Source organism: Bradyrhizobium sp. CCBAU 45389 (genome assembly GCF_028128625.1).
Lineage (GTDB): Bacteria > Pseudomonadota > Alphaproteobacteria > Rhizobiales > Xanthobacteraceae > Bradyrhizobium > Bradyrhizobium liaoningense_B.
Genome location: NZ_LBIY01000069.1, coordinates 1 through 21,297, shown reverse-complemented (window position 1 = coordinate 21,297; position 21,297 = coordinate 1). Strand labels below are relative to the sequence as shown.

Annotated in this window: 14 protein-coding genes and 6 pseudogenes; 7 read left to right on the top strand and 13 right to left on the bottom strand. The window is 59.7% G+C overall.

Translation table 11 applies throughout. The features are described 5' to 3' along the window. Window positions 1–104 precede the first annotated feature (104 nt). Window positions 105–746, bottom strand: a complete 642-nt coding sequence (locus XH79_RS08160) for a ParB/Srx family N-terminal domain-containing protein (protein ID WP_271581343.1) — start codon at window positions 744–746, stop codon at window positions 105–107. Between the two features lie 491 nt (window positions 747–1,237). On the opposite strand from XH79_RS08160, the gene XH79_RS08155 reads away from it, so the two are divergent. Both XH79_RS08155 and XH79_RS08150 read left to right on the top strand, forming a co-directional pair. Then, complete coding sequence (locus XH79_RS08155; RefSeq protein WP_271581342.1) at window positions 1,238–1,462, top strand: hypothetical protein; 225 nt, start codon at window positions 1,238–1,240, stop codon at window positions 1,460–1,462. A 483-nt stretch (window positions 1,463–1,945) separates the two neighbouring features. Beyond that, a complete protein-coding gene (locus tag XH79_RS08150) occupies window positions 1,946–3,550 on the top strand; it encodes an outer membrane beta-barrel protein (RefSeq protein WP_442869936.1) in 1,605 nt (534 codons plus the stop codon). 1,025 nt (window positions 3,551–4,575) lie between these two features. On the opposite strand, the gene XH79_RS08145 is transcribed toward XH79_RS08150, so the two are convergent. The 4 genes and pseudogenes from XH79_RS08145 to tnpB (XH79_RS08130) all read right to left on the bottom strand — a co-directional run. After that, window positions 4,576–4,755 carry a hypothetical protein gene (locus tag XH79_RS08145; RefSeq protein ID WP_271581340.1) on the bottom strand — a complete coding sequence of 60 codons (180 nt, stop codon included), beginning with the start codon at window positions 4,753–4,755 and terminating at the stop codon, window positions 4,576–4,578. 1,227 nt (window positions 4,756–5,982) lie between these two features. Next, window positions 5,983–6,141 carry a short-chain fatty acyl-CoA regulator family protein gene (locus XH79_RS08140; protein ID WP_271581339.1) on the bottom strand — a complete coding sequence of 53 codons (159 nt, stop codon included), beginning with the start codon at window positions 6,139–6,141 and terminating at the stop codon, window positions 5,983–5,985. A gap of 89 nt (window positions 6,142–6,230) precedes the next feature. Further along, window positions 6,231–7,157, bottom strand: a pseudogene (locus tag XH79_RS08135) (IS66 family transposase); the annotation flags it as partial. Between the two features lie 74 nt (window positions 7,158–7,231). Continuing rightward, window positions 7,232–7,462, bottom strand: a pseudogene (gene tnpB, locus XH79_RS08130) (IS66 family insertion sequence element accessory protein TnpB); the annotation flags it as partial. Window positions 7,463–7,506: 44 nt separating this feature from the next. On the opposite strand from tnpB (XH79_RS08130), the pseudogene tnpB (XH79_RS08125) reads away from it, so the two are divergent. Further along, window positions 7,507–7,617 (top strand): annotated as a pseudogene (gene tnpB, locus XH79_RS08125) (IS66 family insertion sequence element accessory protein TnpB); the annotation flags it as partial. Window positions 7,618–7,802: 185 nt separating this feature from the next. Here the strand turns inward: tnpB (XH79_RS08125) and XH79_RS08120 are convergent. The 7 genes and pseudogenes from XH79_RS08120 to tnpB (XH79_RS43250) form a co-directional block, all read right to left on the bottom strand. Continuing rightward, window positions 7,803–9,065: pseudogene (locus XH79_RS08120) on the bottom strand (ISNCY family transposase). Between the two features lie 812 nt (window positions 9,066–9,877). After that, entirely contained in the window at window positions 9,878–10,252 is a 375-nt protein-coding gene (locus XH79_RS43105; protein WP_333938855.1) for an Hsp20/alpha crystallin family protein, read from the bottom strand. A 455-nt stretch (window positions 10,253–10,707) separates the two neighbouring features. Further along, window positions 10,708–12,002 (bottom strand): annotated as a pseudogene (locus XH79_RS08110) (IS5 family transposase); the annotation flags it as partial. 223 nt (window positions 12,003–12,225) lie between these two features. Further along, the gene (locus tag XH79_RS08105) at window positions 12,226–12,588 is read right to left on the bottom strand and encodes a hypothetical protein (protein ID WP_271581338.1); all 363 of its coding nucleotides are present in this window, start codon (window positions 12,586–12,588) and stop codon (window positions 12,226–12,228) included. Window positions 12,589–12,949: 361 nt separating this feature from the next. Further along, window positions 12,950–13,270 carry a cold-shock protein gene (locus XH79_RS08100; RefSeq protein ID WP_271581337.1) on the bottom strand — a complete coding sequence of 107 codons (321 nt, stop codon included), beginning with the start codon at window positions 13,268–13,270 and terminating at the stop codon, window positions 12,950–12,952. A 624-nt stretch (window positions 13,271–13,894) separates the two neighbouring features. After that, complete coding sequence (locus XH79_RS08095) at window positions 13,895–14,194, bottom strand: hypothetical protein (protein ID WP_271581336.1); 300 nt, start codon at window positions 14,192–14,194, stop codon at window positions 13,895–13,897. Window positions 14,195–15,197: 1,003 nt separating this feature from the next. After that, window positions 15,198–15,332: an IS66 family insertion sequence element accessory protein TnpB gene (tnpB, locus tag XH79_RS43250; protein WP_442869934.1), complete on the bottom strand. Its 135-nt coding sequence runs from the start codon at window positions 15,330–15,332 to the stop codon at window positions 15,198–15,200. 128 nt (window positions 15,333–15,460) lie between these two features. Here tnpB (XH79_RS43250) and XH79_RS08090 point away from each other — a divergent pair, with 128 nt between their 5' ends. The 3 genes from XH79_RS08090 (at window position 15,461) to XH79_RS08080 (ending at window position 19,751) form a co-directional block, all read left to right on the top strand. Next, a complete protein-coding gene (locus XH79_RS08090; RefSeq protein WP_271581335.1) occupies window positions 15,461–15,778 on the top strand; it encodes a hypothetical protein in 318 nt (105 codons plus the stop codon). A 300-nt stretch (window positions 15,779–16,078) separates the two neighbouring features. Further along, window positions 16,079–17,482 carry a GGDEF domain-containing protein gene (locus XH79_RS08085; protein ID WP_271581334.1) on the top strand — a complete coding sequence of 468 codons (1,404 nt, stop codon included), beginning with the start codon at window positions 16,079–16,081 and terminating at the stop codon, window positions 17,480–17,482. Window positions 17,483–18,134: 652 nt separating this feature from the next. After that, on the top strand, window positions 18,135–19,751 hold the full coding sequence (locus tag XH79_RS08080; protein ID WP_271581333.1) for a putative bifunctional diguanylate cyclase/phosphodiesterase: 1,617 nt from the start codon (window positions 18,135–18,137) through the stop codon (window positions 19,749–19,751). Between the two features lie 74 nt (window positions 19,752–19,825). Here XH79_RS08080 and XH79_RS08075 read toward each other — a convergent pair. Beyond that, a pseudogene (locus tag XH79_RS08075) lies at window positions 19,826–20,080 on the bottom strand (UPF0149 family protein); the annotation flags it as partial. A gap of 91 nt (window positions 20,081–20,171) precedes the next feature. Between XH79_RS08075 and XH79_RS08065 the strand changes: the two are divergent. Then, window positions 20,172–21,280 (top strand): IS3 family transposase gene (locus XH79_RS08065; RefSeq protein ID WP_442869933.1). Its coding sequence is split into 2 segments (ribosomal slippage): window positions 20,172–20,450 and window positions 20,453–21,280, totalling 1,107 coding nucleotides; the frame shifts between segments, so codons are not numbered across the junction. Window positions 21,281–21,297 lie beyond the last annotated feature (17 nt).

Sequence of the window (21,297 nt, the reverse complement as noted above, 5' to 3'; positions counted from 1 at the left end):
GGCGGCCGTACACAATGTCAGCGCTTGGCCCGTCGCGTCATTTCGCTCCGCTGCGGTATTTGGTCGGTATCGGGGCACAGCGGACATCGAGTAAAGCCGCCCACTCAGTCTCGATCCATGGAAGCGCGCTCTAAATATTCGGCGCAGATCGCGGCGAGCGCATTGCCTTGCGGCGATCGATTGGGATTGTCCGGGTCGCGCGGCTTGGTCGCCCTGGCGATGGCGCACTCGACGATGTCCCACTGCTCGCTATGGAGAATGAACGTCATGTCCCGGTAAGGCGAGCGCTCGCCATCGGGCAATTCCGGCATCGCTTCCAGCTCGCCGACGCCGACGGACAGCCGCGACAACTCGCTCTCGGTGATGCCGGTCAGCGACAACTCGAAACCGCGCTCCAAGAGATCGTTCAATTCGAGCCGCAGCATCTCGTCATCCCAATCAGATGCATCGGTGAGCCGATTGTCCGCGATGACATAGGCGCGCTTCTGCTGATCGCTCCACCCGCGCGCGACGATGACCGGCACTTCGGCGATACTGAGGAGTTTGCCCGCCGCCAGTCTGCCGTGACCGGCTAAAACCATCCCGTCATCCGCCGCAAGGATCGGCATCGTCCAGCCCCGCTGGCGGATCGACGCCGCGATCTGCTCGATTTGCGCTGGCGAATGGCGCCGCGAATTCCGCTCATAGGGCCGCAGTCGCCCGATCGGCCATACCTCAACGGCGGCTTTATCGATCAAAGCGTCCATTCCAGAGCCGATGATTTCCCGATTTTTTCCCGTTTGCCGCGCGTCCGGGGCTCAACCAAAGCCCAAAACGGAAAGGGCCTGTATGCGCAAGGTGCGCGGTCCTGCGATCCCGCACCCGATTGCCGGATCGGCAGGACCCCGGTGAAAACCTCAGAGCAGGAATGCCGTCCGACCCGACGCGTGGTTGCTCAACGAGGCGGTGGGTGGTCTAACGGGGCATGCCGTCCGACCGCTACCCCACATCCTGCGAAAATGGAATCATGCATATTCCCATGCTGCGGCAGCACTTGGCGGAAGCCGAGCAGCAAGCCTCGGTGAGCGCCATATTGCGCCCGGCAGATCGAGATCGTTGACGAACTGGCGCGGGCCGGTCACGACACGGGTTTGGCGCAGCATTTTCTGGATAGCGATCGCCAGCTACAAGTCTGCCATCTAACGCACCGGGACCGCATATCCTGAAAGAGATGGAGCGGCCTGGCCTCCGATCGAAGATGGGTATTATTCACCGGCTAGTTCAGGACGCCGCGATTGAGCCGGAAACGGTCAGCCGCATCGCCGCAGCTTATAAGCAAGCGCTCCACACTCTTTGCGTGAAGGATCGCAATGATCCCCTAGCGGAAATGATCGCAAAGAAGATCATCAAAATTGCGCAAACCGATATCCGTAAGCCGGCGGAGATTGCGGCTCTAGCGATTAAAGACCTAGAATTCCCGTAAGCGATCACCATCATGGCGGCGCGAGCCTGTCTAATTCGAGCAGTTCGAGCTTGAGTGCTTGGTCCCGGTAATCGAGCAAGACAAGCGCATTGTGGTCATCGGTCCATGACATCGCGCGCGACCCGTATTGCTCGGGCACTGCTGCGCCGCTGTCGGTATTGAGACCATTGTCAGCAACGTGACGCTACACGCCGCGACGAAGTGCCTGCGGGTCCTGCGAATTCACTTCGGCACGCGCTTTGCTTTCTTCACGGCATCATGACCAATCGCAGTGCGATGGTCTTCGGGACGGACTCGGCGCGCGTCGCTGTTAACGTCTGATCCGCCCCGACGGTTTGCTGCGCGATAAGTTAAGGGCGCTCGGTCGTGGACCGAGATAATGCAGGGGCGTGTTGGATGCGATCTGGAGTTTCTCTTTTGGGAGCCACGACAATTGCGCTCGTCGCAAGTGGTGTAGCGAGTGCGGCAGACCTTGAGCCAAAAGTGAAACTGCCACCGGCGGTGTGGGACTGGTCCGGAGGCTTTATCGGCGGGCACGTCGGCGGCGGCTACGGCCGAACCTCCTTCAGTAATCCCTACGGTCCGTCGATCTATGGCGATGTCGTCGACACCCCAGTGTTTCTCGCGGGTGGCCAGATCGGCTACAATTGGCAGACGAACAATTGGGTGTTTGGGGTCGAACTCGAGGCCAGCGGCGCCGTCTCCGACGGCACCAATACCTGTCTCGCGGCCTCCGGCTTTGTCGTGAGCGCAAACTGCAAGGCGGGTCCCACCGTCTTTGCCACCGGGACCGGTCGCATCGGCTACGCGTTTGGCGCGCTGGGCCGCACGCTGGCCTATCTCAAGGGAGGCGTCGCTTGGCAAAACAACCGGGGCGAAGTCGTCAACAACTTCGAAGGCGGGTGGCCACAGGAGAAAACCCACTTCGACTATGGTCGCCTTGGCGCCACCATCGGGCTGGGCGTCGAGCAAGCGCTTACGCCTGCATGGTCGGTGAAAGCTGAGTACAACTATCTGCATTTCGGCGGGCCGAGCGTCGCAACGCCTCCGACGGTGCAGAATCCGCCGTTCGCAATTCTTCCGGCGAACACAACCAGCCTGTCCAGCAACTATCACATCGGAAAGATCGGGTTGAACTACCATTTTGGCGCCGACCCATGGACGGCGCAATGGTCCGATGCGCCGGTGTATGCGAAAGCACCGGCCGGCGCGCCGATTGCTTACACGCCCGGTTGGTCGTTCGAAGGCGGATCGCGGCTCTGGCTCAGCCGGGGACGATTCCAATGGGACCACAGCGCAGTGCCCTATGGTGGCCTTGAAGACCCCAGCATTCTTGTATCGAGGCTCACCTATCACGGACTTGACGGACTTTCCGGAGAGCTATTTGGCCGTGTCGACAGCCCGTGGGGAGTGTTCCTGAAGGGCAACATCGGCCTCGGGCGCTTCGACAAAGGAAACATGAACGATGAAGATTGGGGCATCCCGCCCTATGTCAACACGATATCAGGCCAGGCAAACGGGAGGTTCACCTATTACACGGCCGACGCCGGATACGATTTCCTGCGCGGCGCCAACTACAAGGTTGGGGGATTTATCGGCTGGACCTACTACGAAGAGAGCACCGACTCCAGGGAGTGTGTACAGATCGCCAACCCGATGGCTACATGCTTGCCGCCCGGCGACGACAGGGTCGTTGGCAGCCAGAATACTCAGTGGAATGCTCCTCGTGTCGGCCTAAGCGCAGAAGCCATGCCTACTGAGCGTTGGCGTTTGAGCACGGACATCGCCTACCTGCCCTGGACCGATTTCAAAGGGCGTGACAATCATCTCTTGCGCGAGGAGACCACCTTCGCTGAACAACGGGGCAATGGGGGCGGCGGCCTCTATGTCGAAGGCGTGCTGTCCTACTTCATCACCAAACACTTCAGCGTCGGCGTCGGTGGGCGCTATTGGGCCATGTGGACCAAAAGGACGGGGAGCGACACTGCATGCAGCAACAGCGGCTGCGTCGATAATTTATCTGCCTTTGCGAAGTACAGCATGGAGCGCTGGGGTACGTTCTTTCAGGCGTCATATAGGTTCGATTGAAAAGATCATAGCTACATCCAAGCTCCAGGCCTCTTCGATCCCTTCCTGAAGCTTTTGGTAGGGCTGTGATGTGCCGCTCTAATATGCATCCTTTGGCCCACGGTTGGAAGTTAGCGGCCACGTGACTCGGCGCTTGAAAGGCCCCACGCATACACAGGGGAAGCGCTGTCCCTGCCACGCGCCGCGAACCCTCGCACGGCCAGCCTCAAGCTGACCGGCAGGATATCGCCCGCAGAGCGAGCGTTTATCTACTAGAACGGGATTTGGAAGCAGTGCGGGCGCGACTCTGCGCCTGACGGCTGGGGGGGCTGAGTTGAAGGCACGGTCCCTGCCACATCCGCACTGCTGGTGCGGTTTAGCGGAAAAGGTGGCAACCGAGGTCTTGCTGATCTGCAGCCGTTCCGAGATTGCCCACACCGACAGGCCCTGCTCGTACGTCAGCCTCAGGATCGATCGTAGGTCCTTCACAGTGGTTCGTTTCGCTTGCTTCCGTCTCGGCATTGCCCCTCTCAAACTCAGCTTGAGAGAGAACATTGCCTGAACGGCGCTCCCGAAAACCAACCTCCCGCATCTGTCCGCGATTTAGCGGAATCCCTGTCCCGGAGTTACTGAAATCGCTGTCCGCGAATTACCGAAATCGCTGTCCGGGAATTGCCGAAACACGCAGCCGAGCCACCGCCCGTCATGCGATGAGTCGAAGCAGACAAGCCGCCCGCGCCGATCTGCGCTCCTGAGGTGTTCAAGATGCCGATGCGCAACTTGTTCGCCGTGAACGAGGCGCTTAAGTCGCCTTGAGTCGTTCGCCTCAGCTTCGTGACGCCCGGCTTGATCCGGACGACAGGGGACTCCCGCGTCCTGCGCGATAACCTTCAGAGCTTCTTTCCGCGCAGCCGTCGCTGACTTGTCGACGGCGCGTCGGATTGCATTCTTCAGGCCACGCGTCGACAGGATATCGGCCCACTGCTCCAATAAGTGGCCGTCTAGATCGACCTCAAGGGCCGACATCGCAGCGCTCCTCTTCGTTGTTACTTCGCCTGCGCTCTGGTCGCGGCGATACGTTCCAACTCCATTTCGGAGCGAGTACGTTCACGCGCTGCATTGTCCATCACGGCGAAACCGATGGCTGCGAGCTGCAACACGCTCGAAGCGGTCGCTGGCGCGTTCGCGGCAAAGGCCGCCTGCACCCATGCTGCGAGATCACTCATCGTCGTCCTCTTCTTGGCGATCTCGCCTGAAGCTGTTGCCTGTGGCAGACGCGCGGAAGTAGTTGATCTGCTCATCGATCCAACTATCGGAGGAGCATTTGCCAGGCCCACTTGCCGAGCCACGGCCGACGCATGATGCGAAAAGTGCCGTAAGGGTCTCAAGTGCGCTGGCTTGCCGCTCGGCTGCATCAGCGGTGCGCTCAGCGGCGTTGGCGTTGCGCAGGCCGAGCACGAGGAGTGGTCCAAGTTTGGTAGTCTCGTTCGGCTCGGGCGCGATGGTGCGTGGTCGCAAGCCTGAGCCAGCCCGGCAAAGACCGGGTCGTGATGGTGGTGGTGGTTCATTGTGGCAGCTCGTGTATGGCGGGGTGAGAGGAAATCACGGCCAGTGCGACGCCGGGCCTCTAAGCCACAGCGCCGCACCGCCGAAAGGAGGAAGCCGCGCCCCCGCAGACACGGCCCCTCATCTATGGCGAACGCTCGCTGAGAATCGCGCACCGGCCGGAATTTGGTCGCTAAGCTGTTGATCTGAAAGACTGAACGACTCCTCGGCCGACAGCGCGTGATGCTCTTTCGGCCAGAAGGCTGTTAGTTCGAGCGCGGTTGTTTGAGAGTGTAGGGGCGACGACGCATGCGAGAGGCCCATCGGTACTGATCCCAAAGCCGTTGAGCTATGCTCTGGTGCGTGAAGACGCGTTCCCCGCTCTCTTCGATCACCAGCTCGCGAGTAAGCCACTCTAAACGCAGCTCGGCCTCCAACGGACATTTGCCGTCGCAGATGGCCGCCGCGACGACTTCAATCTGTTCTTCGATAAGATCCCGGAGAACTTGGATCCGAGGGAGTACGTCCATTGTTGCTGCTCTCGGGCCGTGAAAAAGTGGCCGACCATCTTACGCTCCAAATTCTGGCTGGCACCCTACCAGAATTGGTCGGTCTGCCATTACCCCGAAGGTCGCGGCGCGCCCGCTCTGAACAATCCCACCTTGCTAATTCGAGCGGAGGGCTAGGGCTACAGGCTTTCAGGCGATCAAGCTTTGAATTCGGCGTAGATAATTTTCTTCTCCCCCATCCAGGCATTCAATGACGATGCCCGACGCGAGCTGGTTCACGACGCACTTTACCTTTTCGCGCAACGTCGATTTGACCGATCGAATTGCCTAGTTTGCCTTCTGGACGCTGCCTGCCGTCAACCGCCCGAGGGATAGAAGCCGACCATATGCGCCGCGGCTTCAGATGTATCCAGATAGCGAAATGAACAGCTTCGTCTTCCATTCGTCTCGGGGCTTGGACGCAGCATATGGTGAGAAGAGCGACTGTCGTTCGTCGACCATCAGGGATCGGCCGACTGGCGGAAAAGCACGCTGCGGACAGCCGATGCGTTCGCACACTGCACCCCATGCCAATGAGCACGGCTGACGCAGGATCGTGAATGTCCAATCCCCTGGAGTGGCGCGGTGCCCTTTGTGCAACAGGTTGTTGCACAACTATCTTCGAAGCGATAAGCCACCATCGGGGGACCGCTGCGGCCAAAGGTTCGGTCATCCCTGGCATAGGCCCATAAGTAGGCCGTCTTCGTCGATCCGGAGCCCGGAGCGAGCGTCGGCAAAGTGGTTTCGTCGGCAAAGACCCGTTCGGCCTTCTTGACCTCGCTGAACACGTAGTCGCCCACGATCTCAAGCTCGAAGCCGAGCTTGCCCATCCATTGCGCCATCAGTTGGCGGTCGAGCTCGACATGATCGCGGGCGTAGATAGCCTCCTGGTGGTAGAGCGGCTGGCCATCGGCATACTTGGCAACGGCGATCTGGGCCAGAAGCGCTTCCGTCGGAATGCCTCCTTCAATGATATGGGCGGGAGCCGGCGCCTGGATGACGCCGTCCGAGTTCTTGAAGGCATACTTGGGACGGCCCGTGACGATCACACGGAACTTGGCCGGCACCACATCCAGACGCTCCGACACGTCTTCGCCGATCAGCACCTTCTGCTTGCCGGCATGCTCAGCCAGCTCTTCCGGCTCAATGACAGTTTCGATCCGTTCCAGATGGGGCGCAAAGCCCTTGCGCCGGCGCGGTCCACGCTTGCCATCCGCTTGCTCGCGGCCCTTATTGACCTGTGCCCTGATCGCATCGATGCCGGTCTCGATCTGCTCGAAGGCAAAGGCTTGCTGTTCGTCATCGATGCTCGCAGGGCCGAGCTTCTCCGATCGTCGGCCGAACCGGGCGCGGTCGAAGGCCTTCAGGATCTGCGTCAGCCGCGCGATGCGCGTATCGGCATCGGCGTTGCGGGCCTTGAGATCGTCGACTTCGCGCTCTAAAGCATCGATACGGGCCGCCTTCTCGGCCATGGCAAGCACCATGACCTTCAGCATCTCTACGTCATTCGGGAGGTCGAGATCGGGCAGCGCCATTGGCCGGACCAGAGCACATTTTGCTCCGCTTCTCTTGCCCTTTCAGCTCACTGATTCACTTCGCCGCAGTGCGTTTACCCAACAATCTCCGGCGGCTTGACCGCTACAGTCCGGATCCGCTTCCAATCCATCCCGTCCACCAGTGCCATCAACTGCGCGAGATTCATCTGCACCCGATGATGCCCGATCCGCGGCCAGCAGAACGTTGTCTTTTCAAGACGTTTCAAATAGAGGCACACGCTAGAGCCATCCCACCATATGATCTTGATTCTGTCGGCTCTTTTGGCCCGGAACACATAAAGGGCTCCATCGAACGGTTATGTGGCGCGCCACATAACCGTTCAGCGGTCATCTGTTCGTCTTCCGCGGTCGCCGCAGCGACCTTGTGAAGGCGATCTGGAACGATGGCCAGGGAGCCTGCTTGTTCACAAAAAGACTCGAGAGAGGGAAGCTCATCTAGCCATCGGTTGCCGGTTATAGCGCGACAATCAGGATGAGAACGCGCGTATTGCCTCACATATCGATGCTCCCGGGCGCGATTGGTTGCCTCATTTATTTTGCTCCTGGCCTGAGTTGAGGAGGAGGCCGGGTGCGGAGATGGCGGGGTTTCGGAGCGTCCGGCCTCCTCCGCTGGCACCTCGCACGTCATTGGGGCGTTGTCACCTCATACCCTTGGCGGCATTTTCTCACTTGAAGCGAACAGAGCGCATTCGCTTGCTCGCTGCGCCAGGATTTCCGCCGACGTTGAAGGGTTCGAAGAAGCTTGATTCGGATAGGCTCCAGGATACTCCACCTGCAGGCGCGAGAGCAGTTCGCTGCCACTCCGCCAAGGCTCGGCTTCAAACCATTTTCCCAAATCTGGCGTTGCCCGGATGAGCGGGTCGGGACGACGCCGGCCTCTTCTCGCCTTCACGAGTAGCCGATCCGTTGGTCGCATGGCTCCGTCCTTCCAAGCTGTGCGTAGACTTGCCAGGAAACGATCGATCGATTGCGATGCCGCAGCAGGGCTGCCGATTGGTTGGGTATCCGCGAGGGCCGCGAGGCGTTCCTGCCCGTCGCGAATGTCGCGCAACAACGCGACCGGATCGAGAACGGCATAGATTTCTTGAGATGATGGCGGACAGCATCAGGCGTGCGGGCGTCCGCTGCCAGGTGCTGGTGAGGTGTTGCTGACGCGCGGTATATCTTGCGTACACGAGCACCGTCGCGCTGCTTGGCTAACAGTTTGAACGAGGGTTGAAAGAAGTTCACGAACAGCCGCGCTGATCGATAGAGTTCGGCCAGCAGCTCGGCCGCTTCCAGGCCTTCGAACCTACGATAGCCGACCATCCTGCGCACGACGGCGCCGTTCTTTTGCTCGACGAACGCCTGGTCATTCTTCCGGTAGGGACGACAACGCGTGGAGACAATGTTGGCCGCCTCGCAGTAGGCCTTCAGCGTCTCGTTCACGAACACGGTATCATGGAACACTGCGACGCAGGGAATGTGCTGTGTGCCGCCGGCGCTTGCGACCTAATTTTTGTCGGACCTGCACCAATGCGCGATCGATCGTCGCAGCGCTCATCGCCAAAAGTTTGGCACGCATCTCAGAGGCAAGGTCGAGGTGCCCGTGCCGTTCCATCGCCTCGATCGGCGCAGGCATTAACGCCCTCAGTCGCTTCCCGCAGATCCGGTCTGACGCCTCCCAAAGCAGCACAAAGCGCGGTGTGTTCTGCTTCATTGTAGATCCGACGTCGCGCCCGTCGGCCTGGGCGTGCGTCTTCCTTGTTTCGAAGTAGACGCATCGCATGCTTGCGATGGGATCCGGTGATGTCGACGAACTCGTCCAATATCCGTGCCTTCTTCGCGATCCGAACGCCGGTAGCGCACGCCTGCCGCCGCCGTCATGAGGTTGCGGGCGCGGGCCATCAGATCGACCGGTCTTTGCAGACGTACGCCTTCAACGTCGTCACGCGACAGCATATCAGCGAGCCGTTCGATGGCCCAATGAGCAACTGCGCTGAAATCCCGAACGTTGAAGAACGATCTGTTTCGGGAGCGAACGTCTGGCCCCGGTACGAAGAGCCTTCATCCTGCACGTACAATCTGTCCACGGTCGTCGCGCCCCTCCAGGCTAATGTTCGCTGTCGCCGGACCCCACGCGGCAGGTATTCTCAGTCATCTGTTATTGAGTTGTTGGAACGAGGGAAGCATCAGGACTGGCGAGCCATTCGGAAAGCCCTGTCATGAGAGGGGCCTAAATAGCCGGGCGCGTTGTTGTACATCGTGGAGCAAACGACGTGCCAGAGCAGTATATCTTCCTAAACAACGCGCACCTCCGAATCGCTGCGTTCCATGTCCGATATCGTCGAACATCCGGCAACGGGTGTAATCTAATGGACGTCTGAGTGTGTTCAAATCGTGCGTATATGACGCTTCATCAAATGGCGCGTGCGTGAGCCGCCAGTTTTGGAACGCCTGCTTTGCGACTTGGTGCGATACACGACGATAAGCGCCATTGCTCTCGAATCTCCGAGACTCAGCGGTTGATCAAGTTGACGATGCCATTCGGCTTACTTGAACCGGTGCGCCAATCTCAAAAGTCACTGTTCGAAACAGTTTCAAAAGTCACTTTTTGAAACAGCTTCAACGAGTCTGCTCGCGTCGTTGACGAGAGGCCGGCGCGCAGACATGAATCCAGAGCAGGATATTGGCTGCTCTTTGGATTGTGGTGTGTGGCGTCACGAGAGGAGGTCTTTGCCCGCGATAAGATGTGTACGCATGAAAGGCCCCTCACCGATGCTGGGGACTTGCAGGATGAGCGAGGCTGGGGGCACAGCCTCGCCCCAGCGAAGCCTTAGGCCGCCTTGACGTTGATGGTCTTGGCTGCCTCCTTGCGCCTCTTCGGTCTTCGGTAGAACGACCTTCAGTACACCGTACTTAAAAGTGGCCTCGATCTTGTCGGAGTTGACGCCGTCCGGTAGGGCGAAGTAGGTTTCATCTCGCTTGTCGCCCCTGATAGTAAGACCACCATGAGTAAGCTTGACTGCGATATTCTTCTGGTCGAGGTTAGGTAGTTCGACCGTTATCTCGTACGCATTGTCGCTTTCGGTCACGTCGACCGCCGGGGCCGAAAGCTTCTTGCAAAGATCGCGTTTGAGGCGCGCGAGCGAGCGGACTGGCTGGTTCCAAAAGCGGCCACCGAGATCGTCGAAAATCCGATCGATCTCGCTTCTGAATGCCGAAAATGGTTGCCATATCTCGCCCGCGACGGCGGGATCGTTGGTCGAACTTCGCGACAGGTACTTTGGTTTCAGTTGCCGTGATCAATTCTCCATGGAAGTTTGACGCTTTCGGTCGCAAGAGAATTAGTCGTGGCGACCGGCCGCCAGTTGATTTCGCCCAATAGGTGACGACGTTGCTGACTTCCTGGGCAGTCCGCGACGTGCAGCGCGCCGATAGTCCGGTATACGAATAATCGGCCTGCCAAAAGCTCTTTCACCTCGGAGGGAATAGCGCGTCGTCCGTGAAGAAGGCTGACTTCAGACGGGGATGGTCTGAAGTGCGGCGGTAAGAGCGGCAGGATTTGGCGCAGCAGGAGCGTTAACCAGCGGATCAGGCGACGGAAGTTATAGCCGGCGGCGGCGAGAACGGCGTTGGCAGCGTCGCCCCGACGGAACCAGAGATAGTTACGGCCCATGCGGTGCTCGGCTTTGAGATGGCAGATCACGGGCTCGACGGCGGCTCTGCGGCGCAGTTCACGCTTGATCTTGGGCGTCACGCCTCGCTTCTGGCCGGAGAGGAAGACCCTGAACTTGCGATCGGCCGGTGCGTTATGGCCGCGGTATCCCTTGTCGGCAAGGATGCGCGCGATGGTGTTGCCGACTAGCGCCTCCATGTCCGGGATTACGGTGGCCAGCGTGTGACTGTCATAGGGATTGCCGGGCAGCACCTTCACGTGGGTCACGAACTGACCGCCCTTGGTGTGGTCGATCGTGGTTGCAACGGAGACTCTGACGCCGAACTCGTAAGGCCGATGGGCCTTATCCTTGCCGATGCATTCGACCTCCGGCGCGTGTAGGGAATAGACCTTCGGCCCGCGCTGATGCTGCTTCTGCTCACGCACGCGCCGCGCCAGCGGCAGCAGCTTGGCGAACGCCGCTTCGAGCCCGCTGTCACCATCGATCTTGCGGCCAGTGTCGCGGATCACGCGGCCCAGATAGGTCCGCAGCGTCTTGAGCGCCCGGTTGGCGCGCTTGAACTGCTTGGCGTGGCATAGCGCTGATGCTGGATCAGGGCGAACTTGGCCACCCGCGCATAGGACGGGCACAACGGCACCGCGTGAAGCTTCGCCAGCCGCACCAACTTCTCGCGCGCCCGGTTCAGCAGCTTCGCATCGGTGGGGAACGTCACGTTCTTCGGCTGCACCGTGGTGTCGACGATCACCCGCGACAACTCGGACGGCTTGATCGCCTCCGTCCTTGTGGCAACCGACAGGCTATCCTGGATCAACGCAGCCAGCCGCTCCTCGCCCGTCCGGTTGCGCCAGCGCGTCAGCGATGAGCGATCGAACACCAGGCGGTGCTGGAAGAATTGGTAATAGGGGTTCTCCACCCTGCGCTCGCATAGCACCTCGTCGGACAGGTCACGGGTGTGCTTGAGGATCGCAAGTCCCGCCATCAGGCGCGTCGGCAGCGGCGGCCGGCCGGAATCATCGGTGTAGACCTCGCCGAACCGCTCCTCCAGGAACCTCCAATCCACCGTCCGGCCCAGCGCCCTCAGTGGATGCTTCATGTCGATGATCTGATCGAGCCGAGAGCGGAAAAGATCCTGCTCTCCCGTCTCGCTCCGCTCCCGTGGTCGCATCTCATCCCCTCGCCAAAGCCGGTTCTGCGCGAGTGAACCACAAATCAAGTTTGCAAGGAATCCCGCTCCAAAGGCCCGCTTTCCGGCAAATCCAGTCACAGCAAATGCCGTTTCCGGATTCCAAATCAACGGCTTGGGAATTCTTCAGGGACGACTAGCGCGCGATTTCACGTCGGCGAATTGCTCACCTTTGCCGCAGATGACGGGCCCGCTTTACATGATCTTATCTGTCACTTTCGTTGAACGATTTCGACCAGAGCCGCTCCGCGAAATCCAGATGGCACTTCATTACGTCCGAGGGAGTTTTGGAATTGGCAAGATTCTTCAGAAGATTGGCCTGAGCGTGCAGAGAGGAAGCAGCCAGCTTTGACCCGTCCTTCAATGCCGCAGCGAACAGGTCTGTTGTCTCTTCGAGAGATTTTTTCCATTCCGGAGACGCCAATGAATGGCTTGATGCGGCCCTCGCTGATTCTCCAACATCGTGCGTGGTGCCACCCGCTTCAGAGGCTGATGCCCGGGCGGGCCGTTCGGGCTCTGGATCTGTCTTCCGTTCGCGTTTCTCGTATTCGGGACTTCTCGCGGGCATTCAACGTCTCCCCGTCTGAACAGGATCGCAGCGCGCTGCGTGGTCTAGATGCGACCAAGAGGCTTCGGAAAGTACCACCACCGGCAACATGGCGAACCTATCTCATTTGGTAGCGCTTGCTCAATCGGGATCGCTTAAGCGGATATGCACGGGCGAGCTCGGCTGTCTGCTCGGCATTGACAATGAAGACAATTCCTATCGATTAGCTTAGCGTCGCGCTTCCGAGCGCGAGCGTCGTAAACGTCCATGACTAGGTGTCTGATTCCCGCAAATGAACTCATGCATGATCCATTGTTGCTTTTGCGCTATGGATGTTATGTAACGCGTACGCCTGCAGCAGGATGCGCGATATTTCAATCGATCAGCCTGCCTCGACGGCTCTGTACTTCGAGCGCTGTTTATTGAAACGAATACCGAAAGTCACGCGCGTGCCGGACACCAGATCAGCCCCTGCGCAGTCGCGAAGGTCCGATATGTGCACGAACAAATCCTTGCCGTCGCCATAGTCAGGCCGAATGAACCCCCAGCCCTTTTCAACGCTGTACGACACTACTGTTCCGGTGCGCATGTTTGTTCCAAGGTCTTGCGGCTCGATATCGCCGCCTACTACTCCGGAGCTGCGGGTGCGCTTTCCGTTCCTAACTCGGCGGCGACGAGCGCGAGCGAAGATGAGCGCCACCACCTGAACATCCTGACTCACCTCGCCTCACAGCAAACCGGCGGGGCGGACCAGGCGCTAGAAGCGACGAGCCCGCCCCTAACATTACCGCATCTGGAGACTCGGTGATGCTGCCCAGGACCGAGCAAGGGTCGTGCCGAATCGAGAATTGGAGATTCTGCAGGCGCTTCGTGGCGGGCTACAGGGTCAAGGTGTTCGCTTTGGTCTGAAAACTAATGGCCGACGGGGGCACTGTCCGTCCCAGTTGGTCCCGCCGAACTTCGGACTGCAGGCTCACGCGCGTGTCCGATCCCGGGGGCACCGACACGTCCGGACCGGCCCGCAAGATCACTGTCATCCTCCACTGTATCTGGGTCGACGGCACATCATTCGACGGGGCAACATGCCAGCCCGACTTTTTTTGCAGATTCCTGGCCCGGTCCGCCGGGCTGGCGATGTCCCGCTGGGACGGTGGTCGTGGTGACCTCGGTCAATCGGCTGGTAGCGGCTCGTCCGCACCCCGTTGCAAACGATGAGGCACCCGATCCGGACATCATCATGAGGCGCTTACGACCTCGGAAAGGACCATCGGGCAACTGATCACATTGAAACCAGGTGACAGCAAATCAGCTTACTACTACGAGCTCGCTATAGATCCACCAGCGGCGCTCGCCCCGTCTGCGCAACCCCGACCTGCTCCGTCGGGCCGAGCGCTACTACTTTGCCATATGGCTTCAAAAACGTTGACAACAACCCGCAATTAAAGAGCCGATTGACGATAGCCCTCATACTGGGGCGCTCGGCGGCTGTCAGCAGATTGGGACCAATCGTAGTCGCACCGATGACGACGCGGATCTGACGCATCCATTTGCGGACGGCCTTGAGGAAGGCTCGGCTCGCGTTCTCCATTAGATGCCAGCGATCCGCCACCTGCACCGCCTGCGGCAAGGCTTTGGCCGCCGCCTCTCAATATTCTCCACCACGGTCTCGGGCGCCGATCGCGATCGTGGGATGAGCACGCCAGGCTTGGGCGGTCGTGGGTTCACGATCCGGCAGTAGGGTGACGATCCGGCGTCGTTCCAGATTGCAGATGATGCTGGCGCATCGGTGATTGCGCCGGCAGACCCAATCATCAATGCCGATAACCCTGAGCGGGCCAGCCAGGGAACGGCGACGGCGTCGGACCACGCGCAGGAGCGTTATCCTTACTTACCGGCAACATCAGCTGTTTTGCGAAGGCTGCCGCCGGAGCCAGTATCCCTTGCGAAGCGCTCAGCGAATATATAGCACCGCACAGGACGGCGTCGCAGCGGAAGCGGCGGGCGATCACCAGGAGCTCTACGATCCGCCCCAAGAGCGGCAGATCGGTCACGCGTCGTCGATACCGGCTATCGACACGTCGGGAAACCGTTCTCTACGACGGACATACGCCAACGCTTCTGGACGCTCGGACCGTAATGACAACTTTGTCACCCTCGTAGCACGCACTCTTTTCAACGAACCCACGCGGCACCAGACTGGAGCGGTGGAGTGCTTGCTGCATGGCGCTGATTTTCCCCAATCAAAGCGCAAGACATCCTCCAAACTGCATCAAAAGTGAGAAGAACGCGTGCTCGAGCCCGCCCGCACCAACATGCACGATGATGAAATTGCTGATCGCTGCCATATTGACGACCTAGCAACATCGGTCGCCAAATTGCCCCGACAACGTGCTGCCCATCACGGCCCAGCGCATTCTCTTGCACGCCCGGCCTGTACGCGATGGCGGCATTCATCCGACCTGCTAAGCACACAGAAATTTCGCTGGCGTATTGAACAGCAGGCAAGCGGGCCTTTTAATCGATCGTCTCCCTTCGGACGCGCACCCGTTCTCCAACACGCCATGCGCGATTGAGGCTCGAAAACTACGCAATCACGAGCTCGACCATCTCCATCTCAGAATCACTGAGCCTCACGAGGAGGAGCATTCGCATGGGTAGTCGAGCATGTAGCGAAGCTGGACTGGGGTGATTGTCACCACGTCCGCCGCCGACGACCACAAAAAGCGGCCGCGCTCCAGCCGCTTGGCATAAAGTGACCTGCCCAATCCTGGCAGGCTCCAAATGTCGGCCGCCTACAAGATCTGGCAGGGGCTTAGCTTAGCCAGTTAATGTATATAGCGGAACCTCTGTCCCGCATTTTGCCGCGGGGACACGGGCAGGACGGAGGTCACAGATGGTATACAAGAAACTCATCAATCAAAGCGGGCTGACACTTACGGTGTTGCTCATCACGCTCGTCGGCTCCGAGCCGAACCAGTCCGTACCGACCGTCACAGCGGCGCTACCTGTGGGTGACAAGCAGACGATTGAGTACGGTAATGCGCAGAATCCCCTCAATGGCCTCGTGATTTCCTCCTCCTCCGGCGCGTTTTCGACCGGGTCGCAGATCGTGACGACTCGGGGCAGCAGCTGGGATACTGTACTGAACACGCACGATACCCTTACCTTTAGCGGAGCGGGTGGGCTGAACGTAGTGGGCTCGAACACATAACCCGCCACGGCACCGACGATTCCGCAGTGGCGAGCTTGGCCGCTCCTGGATGGCAAGCCAATCCTGGCGGCGTCGCAGCCCCGTCCGGATGAGTGCAGCCGATGGACGGAAACGTAAATCTTGTGACTTCCGCGCCCGTTCAGCGCGATCACCCGTGCCGGATGTTGGATGAGCTACGGCGGAGACGAGCCATGATGCCTTCACTTTGCTTGTCTAGCACGACTCCAAGATGCTTGAAGAAGGGCCCCACGAGTTCATGAAAGGACCGCGTGCGATCATCATGGAATGACGGTATAGCATATGAGTACCAATCTTATGTTGCAGGAGCCGCCCAGCGCGCTGCGGCTGATCACACAGGCGTATACGAGCCTTCTCATTATCGGCTTCGCCCTGCTGCCCACCCAGTTCATCGCTTACCTCTATTTCCAGCAAGATCCCGCGCTGAAGTTTGAAGACCACCTGTTCCACGAATTCGCCATCGCCGTCGCCACCCTGGAGGGGCTGTTCGTCACATATGTGACATGGCGTTGCTATCGGTCTTCAGGCGAGCCTCTGTTGCGCTGGTTGACGCTTGGTTTTCTGGCCTTCGTGCTGATCTATACGCTGCACGGCGCCTTCACCGGGATGGCACATCGCAACATTTGGCTGTTTCTGCTCTATGGGCCAGCGTCGCGTCTGGCGATGTCGATTCTGCTCTTCGTCGGGCTACTCAGCTACAACCGGCCGTCCGACGGACTTGAGAAGCGCTCGGACACGCGCGCATGGCTGACGTGGATTGGCCTGTTCCTTACGATGGACCTAGCTGTCGCACTGGTCGCCTATTCACCCTATGCTGGGCACCCGGCGGTCCGCCTGTCCATGGAGGGGGGCGCATTGCTCTTCAGTGCGCTGAACGTCGCGGTCTTGCTCATGCGACGGATTCACTCGCCGCTCATGCTTGTTTTCGGCGTTTCTGTCGCATGGTTTGCGCTATCGTCGCTCGCATTCATTTTGGCCGCGCCGTGGAATCATATGTGGTGGCTGGCTCACGCAATCTTTGCTGGCGGATTTTTTTTGCTCAGCTATGGCGTCGTCCAGGCTTTCCGAACAACGCAATCGTTCGCCACCATCTATAGCCAGGAAGAAATGACCGCCCGCCTGGCCAAATCGATGGCCGACACTCAAAAGGCACTTCAGCAAGTGAAATTGAGCAATCGACGGCTGGAGCGGCTCGCCGCCACTGATCCACTAACCGGTGCCGGGAACCGGCGCCACTTTATCGAGCATATCGGCGCGGAGATCGCACGAGCCAAGAGGACCGGAGCTCCGTTGTCTCTGCTGTCCCTCGATCTAGACCATTTCAAGGATATAAACGACTCACGTGGTCACAGCGTCGGCGATGAGGTCCTGCGCGTATTCGTGCGAAAGTGTCTGGAGGCAATCCGGCCTTACGACTCTGTCGCGCGCGTGGGCGGTGAAGAATTCATGGTACTGCTACCGGGGGCGACGCTCGACGCGGCTGGCGCGGTCGCCGAGCGCCTTCGATCGGCCATCGAACGCACTGCATTCGACGTCGGAGCCGAACCGTCGGTCGGCGTCACCATCAGCGTTGGAGTGTCGGAGTTCAGGCGTGATGGAGACACGCTCGACGGGTTCTTGAACGTCGCCGACCAGCGACTCTATCGCGCAAAATTTGAAGGCCGCAACCGTGTGGTTGTCGCCTAGGATATCGTTCATCGTTCACTCCGTCTCCGGTGCTCTTGACCGGGACGCCCGTTCTCGCTGTTCTCCGAGCCAAAGCCCGCCTCTATTAACAACTATTCGGTCATGGTCCATCCATCGCAATTTGCAGGCAGGTTCGTACCGCAATAGGCTGCGGCCACTAGCTGCCGGGAGCTGTAATGTCGTTGCTTGCTACGACGGCGTCGCGTGACAGCCGTCGTTCCATCGAGCGCTCAACTGGCGGTCGCCTCACCTCGCCAAGGCGGCCGCCCCTTGGCGCGCGCCGCGAGCCAATCCGCTCGCCAGGCACTTGGCAGAAGGGCCGGATCAGGAGGTACAACTAGTAGGAACTTGGTCGCGCTGATTGCTATCGCACGTAAACTAGCGCCCTCCCTTGGCGCTCGCGCTCCAGAGTGTTCAAAGTCTTGAAGCGGCATATTCAGGATATAGCTCGTTGCTTCGGTGCGCGAACTTGCCGGTCGCTCGAACACAACGTTTGCGGGAGGCCGCTATCGCGCCCCGATGGCTCATTGCTGCTTGCGAAGCCGTTACTGAAGTTCGGCAATCGGCGCAACATCTGGTTCTCAACAATCATGCTGCGGCCAAGAACCTCACTGGGCCACCCCGCGCTGCGGAGTGTTTGAATGAGATGAGAATGTCAACTCCACGATTGCGCGTATTGCACTTCGATTGGCGCAGTTCTGCCACGAGGGACCTCATTGCTCTCTTCGGTGGCGTCGTTCTCACTTCACTTTTAGCGCATCTCTATGGGCTTGGCCCTCGTTTAGCGCAGCTGGGACAGCACTATGTGGAGTCGGTACTCGACGACATTATCTTCATCGTGTTCGTTGCATTCTTGCTGAGCATTGGGCTCACGATCTTTAGTGTTCGGCGCTACCGAGAACTCGCCCGCGGAACTGAAGCACGAACCATCACAGAAGGAGAAGTCCGCGATTTGGCGCGACACGATCCATTGACTGGCTTGCCAAACCGCCGCCTGTTTGATGACAAACTTGATCTGTGCGTTGGCCTCGCCACCGACACGCATCAAGTCGCTGTTCTGATGCTCGGCCTCGACGGCTTAAAGCGAATCAAGGATACGCACGGCCATGCAGCGGTGGACAAGGCACTCTGCGAACTTGCCACAAGGCTTGCCGACATCTTGTGCAAGGACGGCCTCCTGGCGAGGATCGGAGGCGACGAATTCGGGATCGTCCTGCCCAACATTAGCTCCCTCGAGGATCCCGCCAATCTGGCGCGCCGTATCGTGGCGTCTGCCGCCGACAGTTTCGCGATTGAGGCTGGCGCGGCCGAGCTTAGTCTTGGAATTGGCATCGCCATCGCTCCGCTTGATGGCGTCACTCCCCACGAATTGGTTAGGCGCGCAGAACGCGCACTTTATCGCGCGCAAGGCGACGGCAGGTCGCGTGTTCGCTTTTTTGAACCTGACATGGACGTGCATGTCGAGCGGCGCATCAATATTGAGCGTGAGCTTCGGAGCGCTATCGCAACGGATATTATCGAGCCCCATTACCAGCCGGTGGTTTCACTCGTAAGTAATCGCATCGTCGGGTTCGAGGCGTTGGCGCGTTGGGAGAGCAAGACATCGGGCCATATCCCGCCTGACGTGTTTATTCCGATTGCAGAAGAAACAGGCCCCATCAACGCTCTTGGAGATCAGCTGTTTCGCCGCGCGTGTCTTGATGCCACTGCGTGGCCAAAGACGTTTTCGCTTGCCTTCAACATTTCGCCTGTTCAGTTGCGGGATTCCGCGCTTGGAGAGCGCATTATATCGATCCTAGAGCAAACCGGCTTTAGTCCGCGCCGCCTGGAGATTGAAATTACAGAGAGCGCGTTCGTGGAAAGAAACGGGGCGGCGAAGACCGTGATTGACGAACTTCGTCAAGCCGGCGTCCGTATTGCGCTCGATGATTTCGGGACAGGTTATGCTACGCTTAGCCAGCTGCTTTCGTTTCGTCTTGACAAGATCAAGATCGATCGCAGCTTCGTGTCGCATCTCGACGACAGCACTGACAGCCGGGTGATCGTTCGTGCTATACTCGGCCTTGCTGAAGGGTTTGGTTTGACGACCACGGCCGAGGGAGTCGAAGACGAACGCCAGCTCGTCTTTCTGGTGTCCAATGGTTGCACAGAAGGACAAGGCTACCTGTTCAGTGGTCCCGTTCCAGCCGCCGGTATCCCCGCGCTGCTCGATCGCGAAGCCAGCCGCGGACCGGTCACTGAAGATGGAGCAAGAAACCCACATGCGTGAGCCGACGCGCTGAGTTCAAACGTGCTCGGGAGGCGCTTGATTGTAACCGGTATGAGCTCCCACGTCGGCGGTGATCAGCGTGCGCGTGCATAGCGGATCGGCATCCAGTATTGGCGCATGGCCTCGACGGCTGCGGGAACATCGAGGTGGGCGTTGCGCAGAGAGGCGCGGGTCTCGCGGCCGGTGCGTGGCGGTCCGAGCAGCAGACCGGCCTGATCGTCGCGACAGTGCAGCAGAATAGGCAGCAGCAGGCGGTGATTGACGTTGCTGGCGTCCAGCAATGGCGCCCACGCCGACAGCCTGAGCCGCATCGCGGCGTAGAATCCCTGGCACCATGGTCGCGGATTGAAGTGGCCCCCGGATTTGGGACCGGAAGCCTAGTTGGAATGTAGCCGTTCCGTTTGGTAAACGGAGCGGACGATGACGAAGAAGACGAGACGGAAGATCGACGCGGCGCTGAAGGCGAAGATCGCTTTGGAGGCGCTGCGTGAACAGGTGAGCGTGGCCGATCTGGCGCAGCGCTACGAGGTGCATCCCAACCAGATTTATTCCTGGAAGAAGCAACTGCTGGATCAGGCGGCCAGAGCTTTTGATCCCGCTGGGGAGGCGGCGGACGTTGGTCGCGACCGTGAGATCGAGAAGCTGCATGCCAAGATCGGGCAGTTGGTCGTGGAGCGGGATTTTTTAGCGAAGAGGTCCGGAAGATGAGCGTCCCGGACCGCAGGGCGAAGCTCGACCGCGCGCATGGCGTGCTGTCGATCCGCCACCAGTGCCGGCTGCTCGGGCTGTCGCGCTCGGGCGTTTACCGGACGCCGCAGCCGGCCAATGACGACGATCTGACGCTGATGCGCCAGATCGACGAACTGTTCACCGCGCGGCCGTTTCTGGGCTCGCGGCGGATGGCGTGGCTGCTGAGCGAGGATGGCGTCCCGATCAACCGCAAGCGCGTGCAGCGGCTGATGCGCAAGATGGGGATCGAGGCACTGGGGCCGAAGCCGCGCACCAGCAAGCCTGCGCCGGGGCACCTGATCTATCCCTATCTGCTGCGCGGCATGACCATCGACCGGCCGAACCAGGTCTGGGCGACCGACATCACCTACATCCCGATCGGACGCGGCTTCCTCTATCTGGTGGCTGTGATCGATTGGGCGAGCCGGGCCGTGCTGAGCTGGCGCCTGTCCAATACGATGGACGTGTCGTTCTGCATCGACGCCCTGGAGGAGGCGCTGGCGCGGTTCGGCAAGCCGCAAATCTTCAACACCGATCAGGGCAGCCAGTTCACCAGCGCGGCCTTCACCGGCGTGCTGGAGGCCGCCGGCATTCGGATCTCGATGGACGGTCGCGGCCGCTGGATGGACAACGTGTTCATCGAACGGCTGTGGCGCAGCCTCAAGCACGAGGACGTCTATCTCAAATTCTATGCCGACGGCAAAGAGCTGCACGCGGGCCTCGCCGACTGGATCGCCTTTTACAATCCTGCATCACAACACCCATCTGTCTATGTGGTTGAAGCAAAGAGATTTTGCTGATCGGGATGCGATCCCGT

What these genes read in the sequence shown, in the direction of transcription:
- XH79_RS08155 (WP_271581342.1), top strand. Translation starts at nt 1,238, where the DNA reads ATGGGTATTATTCACCGGCTAGTTCAGGACGCCGCGATTGAGCCGGAA.
- XH79_RS08145 (WP_271581340.1), bottom strand. Translation starts at nt 4,755, where the DNA reads ATGAGTGATCTCGCAGCATGGGTGCAGGCGGCCTTTGCCGCGAACGCG.
- XH79_RS08160 (WP_271581343.1), bottom strand. Translation starts at nt 746, where the DNA reads ATGGACGCTTTGATCGATAAAGCCGCCGTTGAGGTATGGCCGATCGGG.
- XH79_RS08090 (WP_271581335.1), top strand. Translation starts at nt 15,461, where the DNA reads ATGGTATACAAGAAACTCATCAATCAAAGCGGGCTGACACTTACGGTG.
- XH79_RS08105 (WP_271581338.1), bottom strand. Translation starts at nt 12,588, where the DNA reads ATGCCCGCGAGAAGTCCCGAATACGAGAAACGCGAACGGAAGACAGAT.
- XH79_RS08080 (WP_271581333.1), top strand. Translation starts at nt 18,135, where the DNA reads ATGTCAACTCCACGATTGCGCGTATTGCACTTCGATTGGCGCAGTTCT.
- XH79_RS08085 (WP_271581334.1), top strand. Translation starts at nt 16,079, where the DNA reads ATGAGTACCAATCTTATGTTGCAGGAGCCGCCCAGCGCGCTGCGGCTG.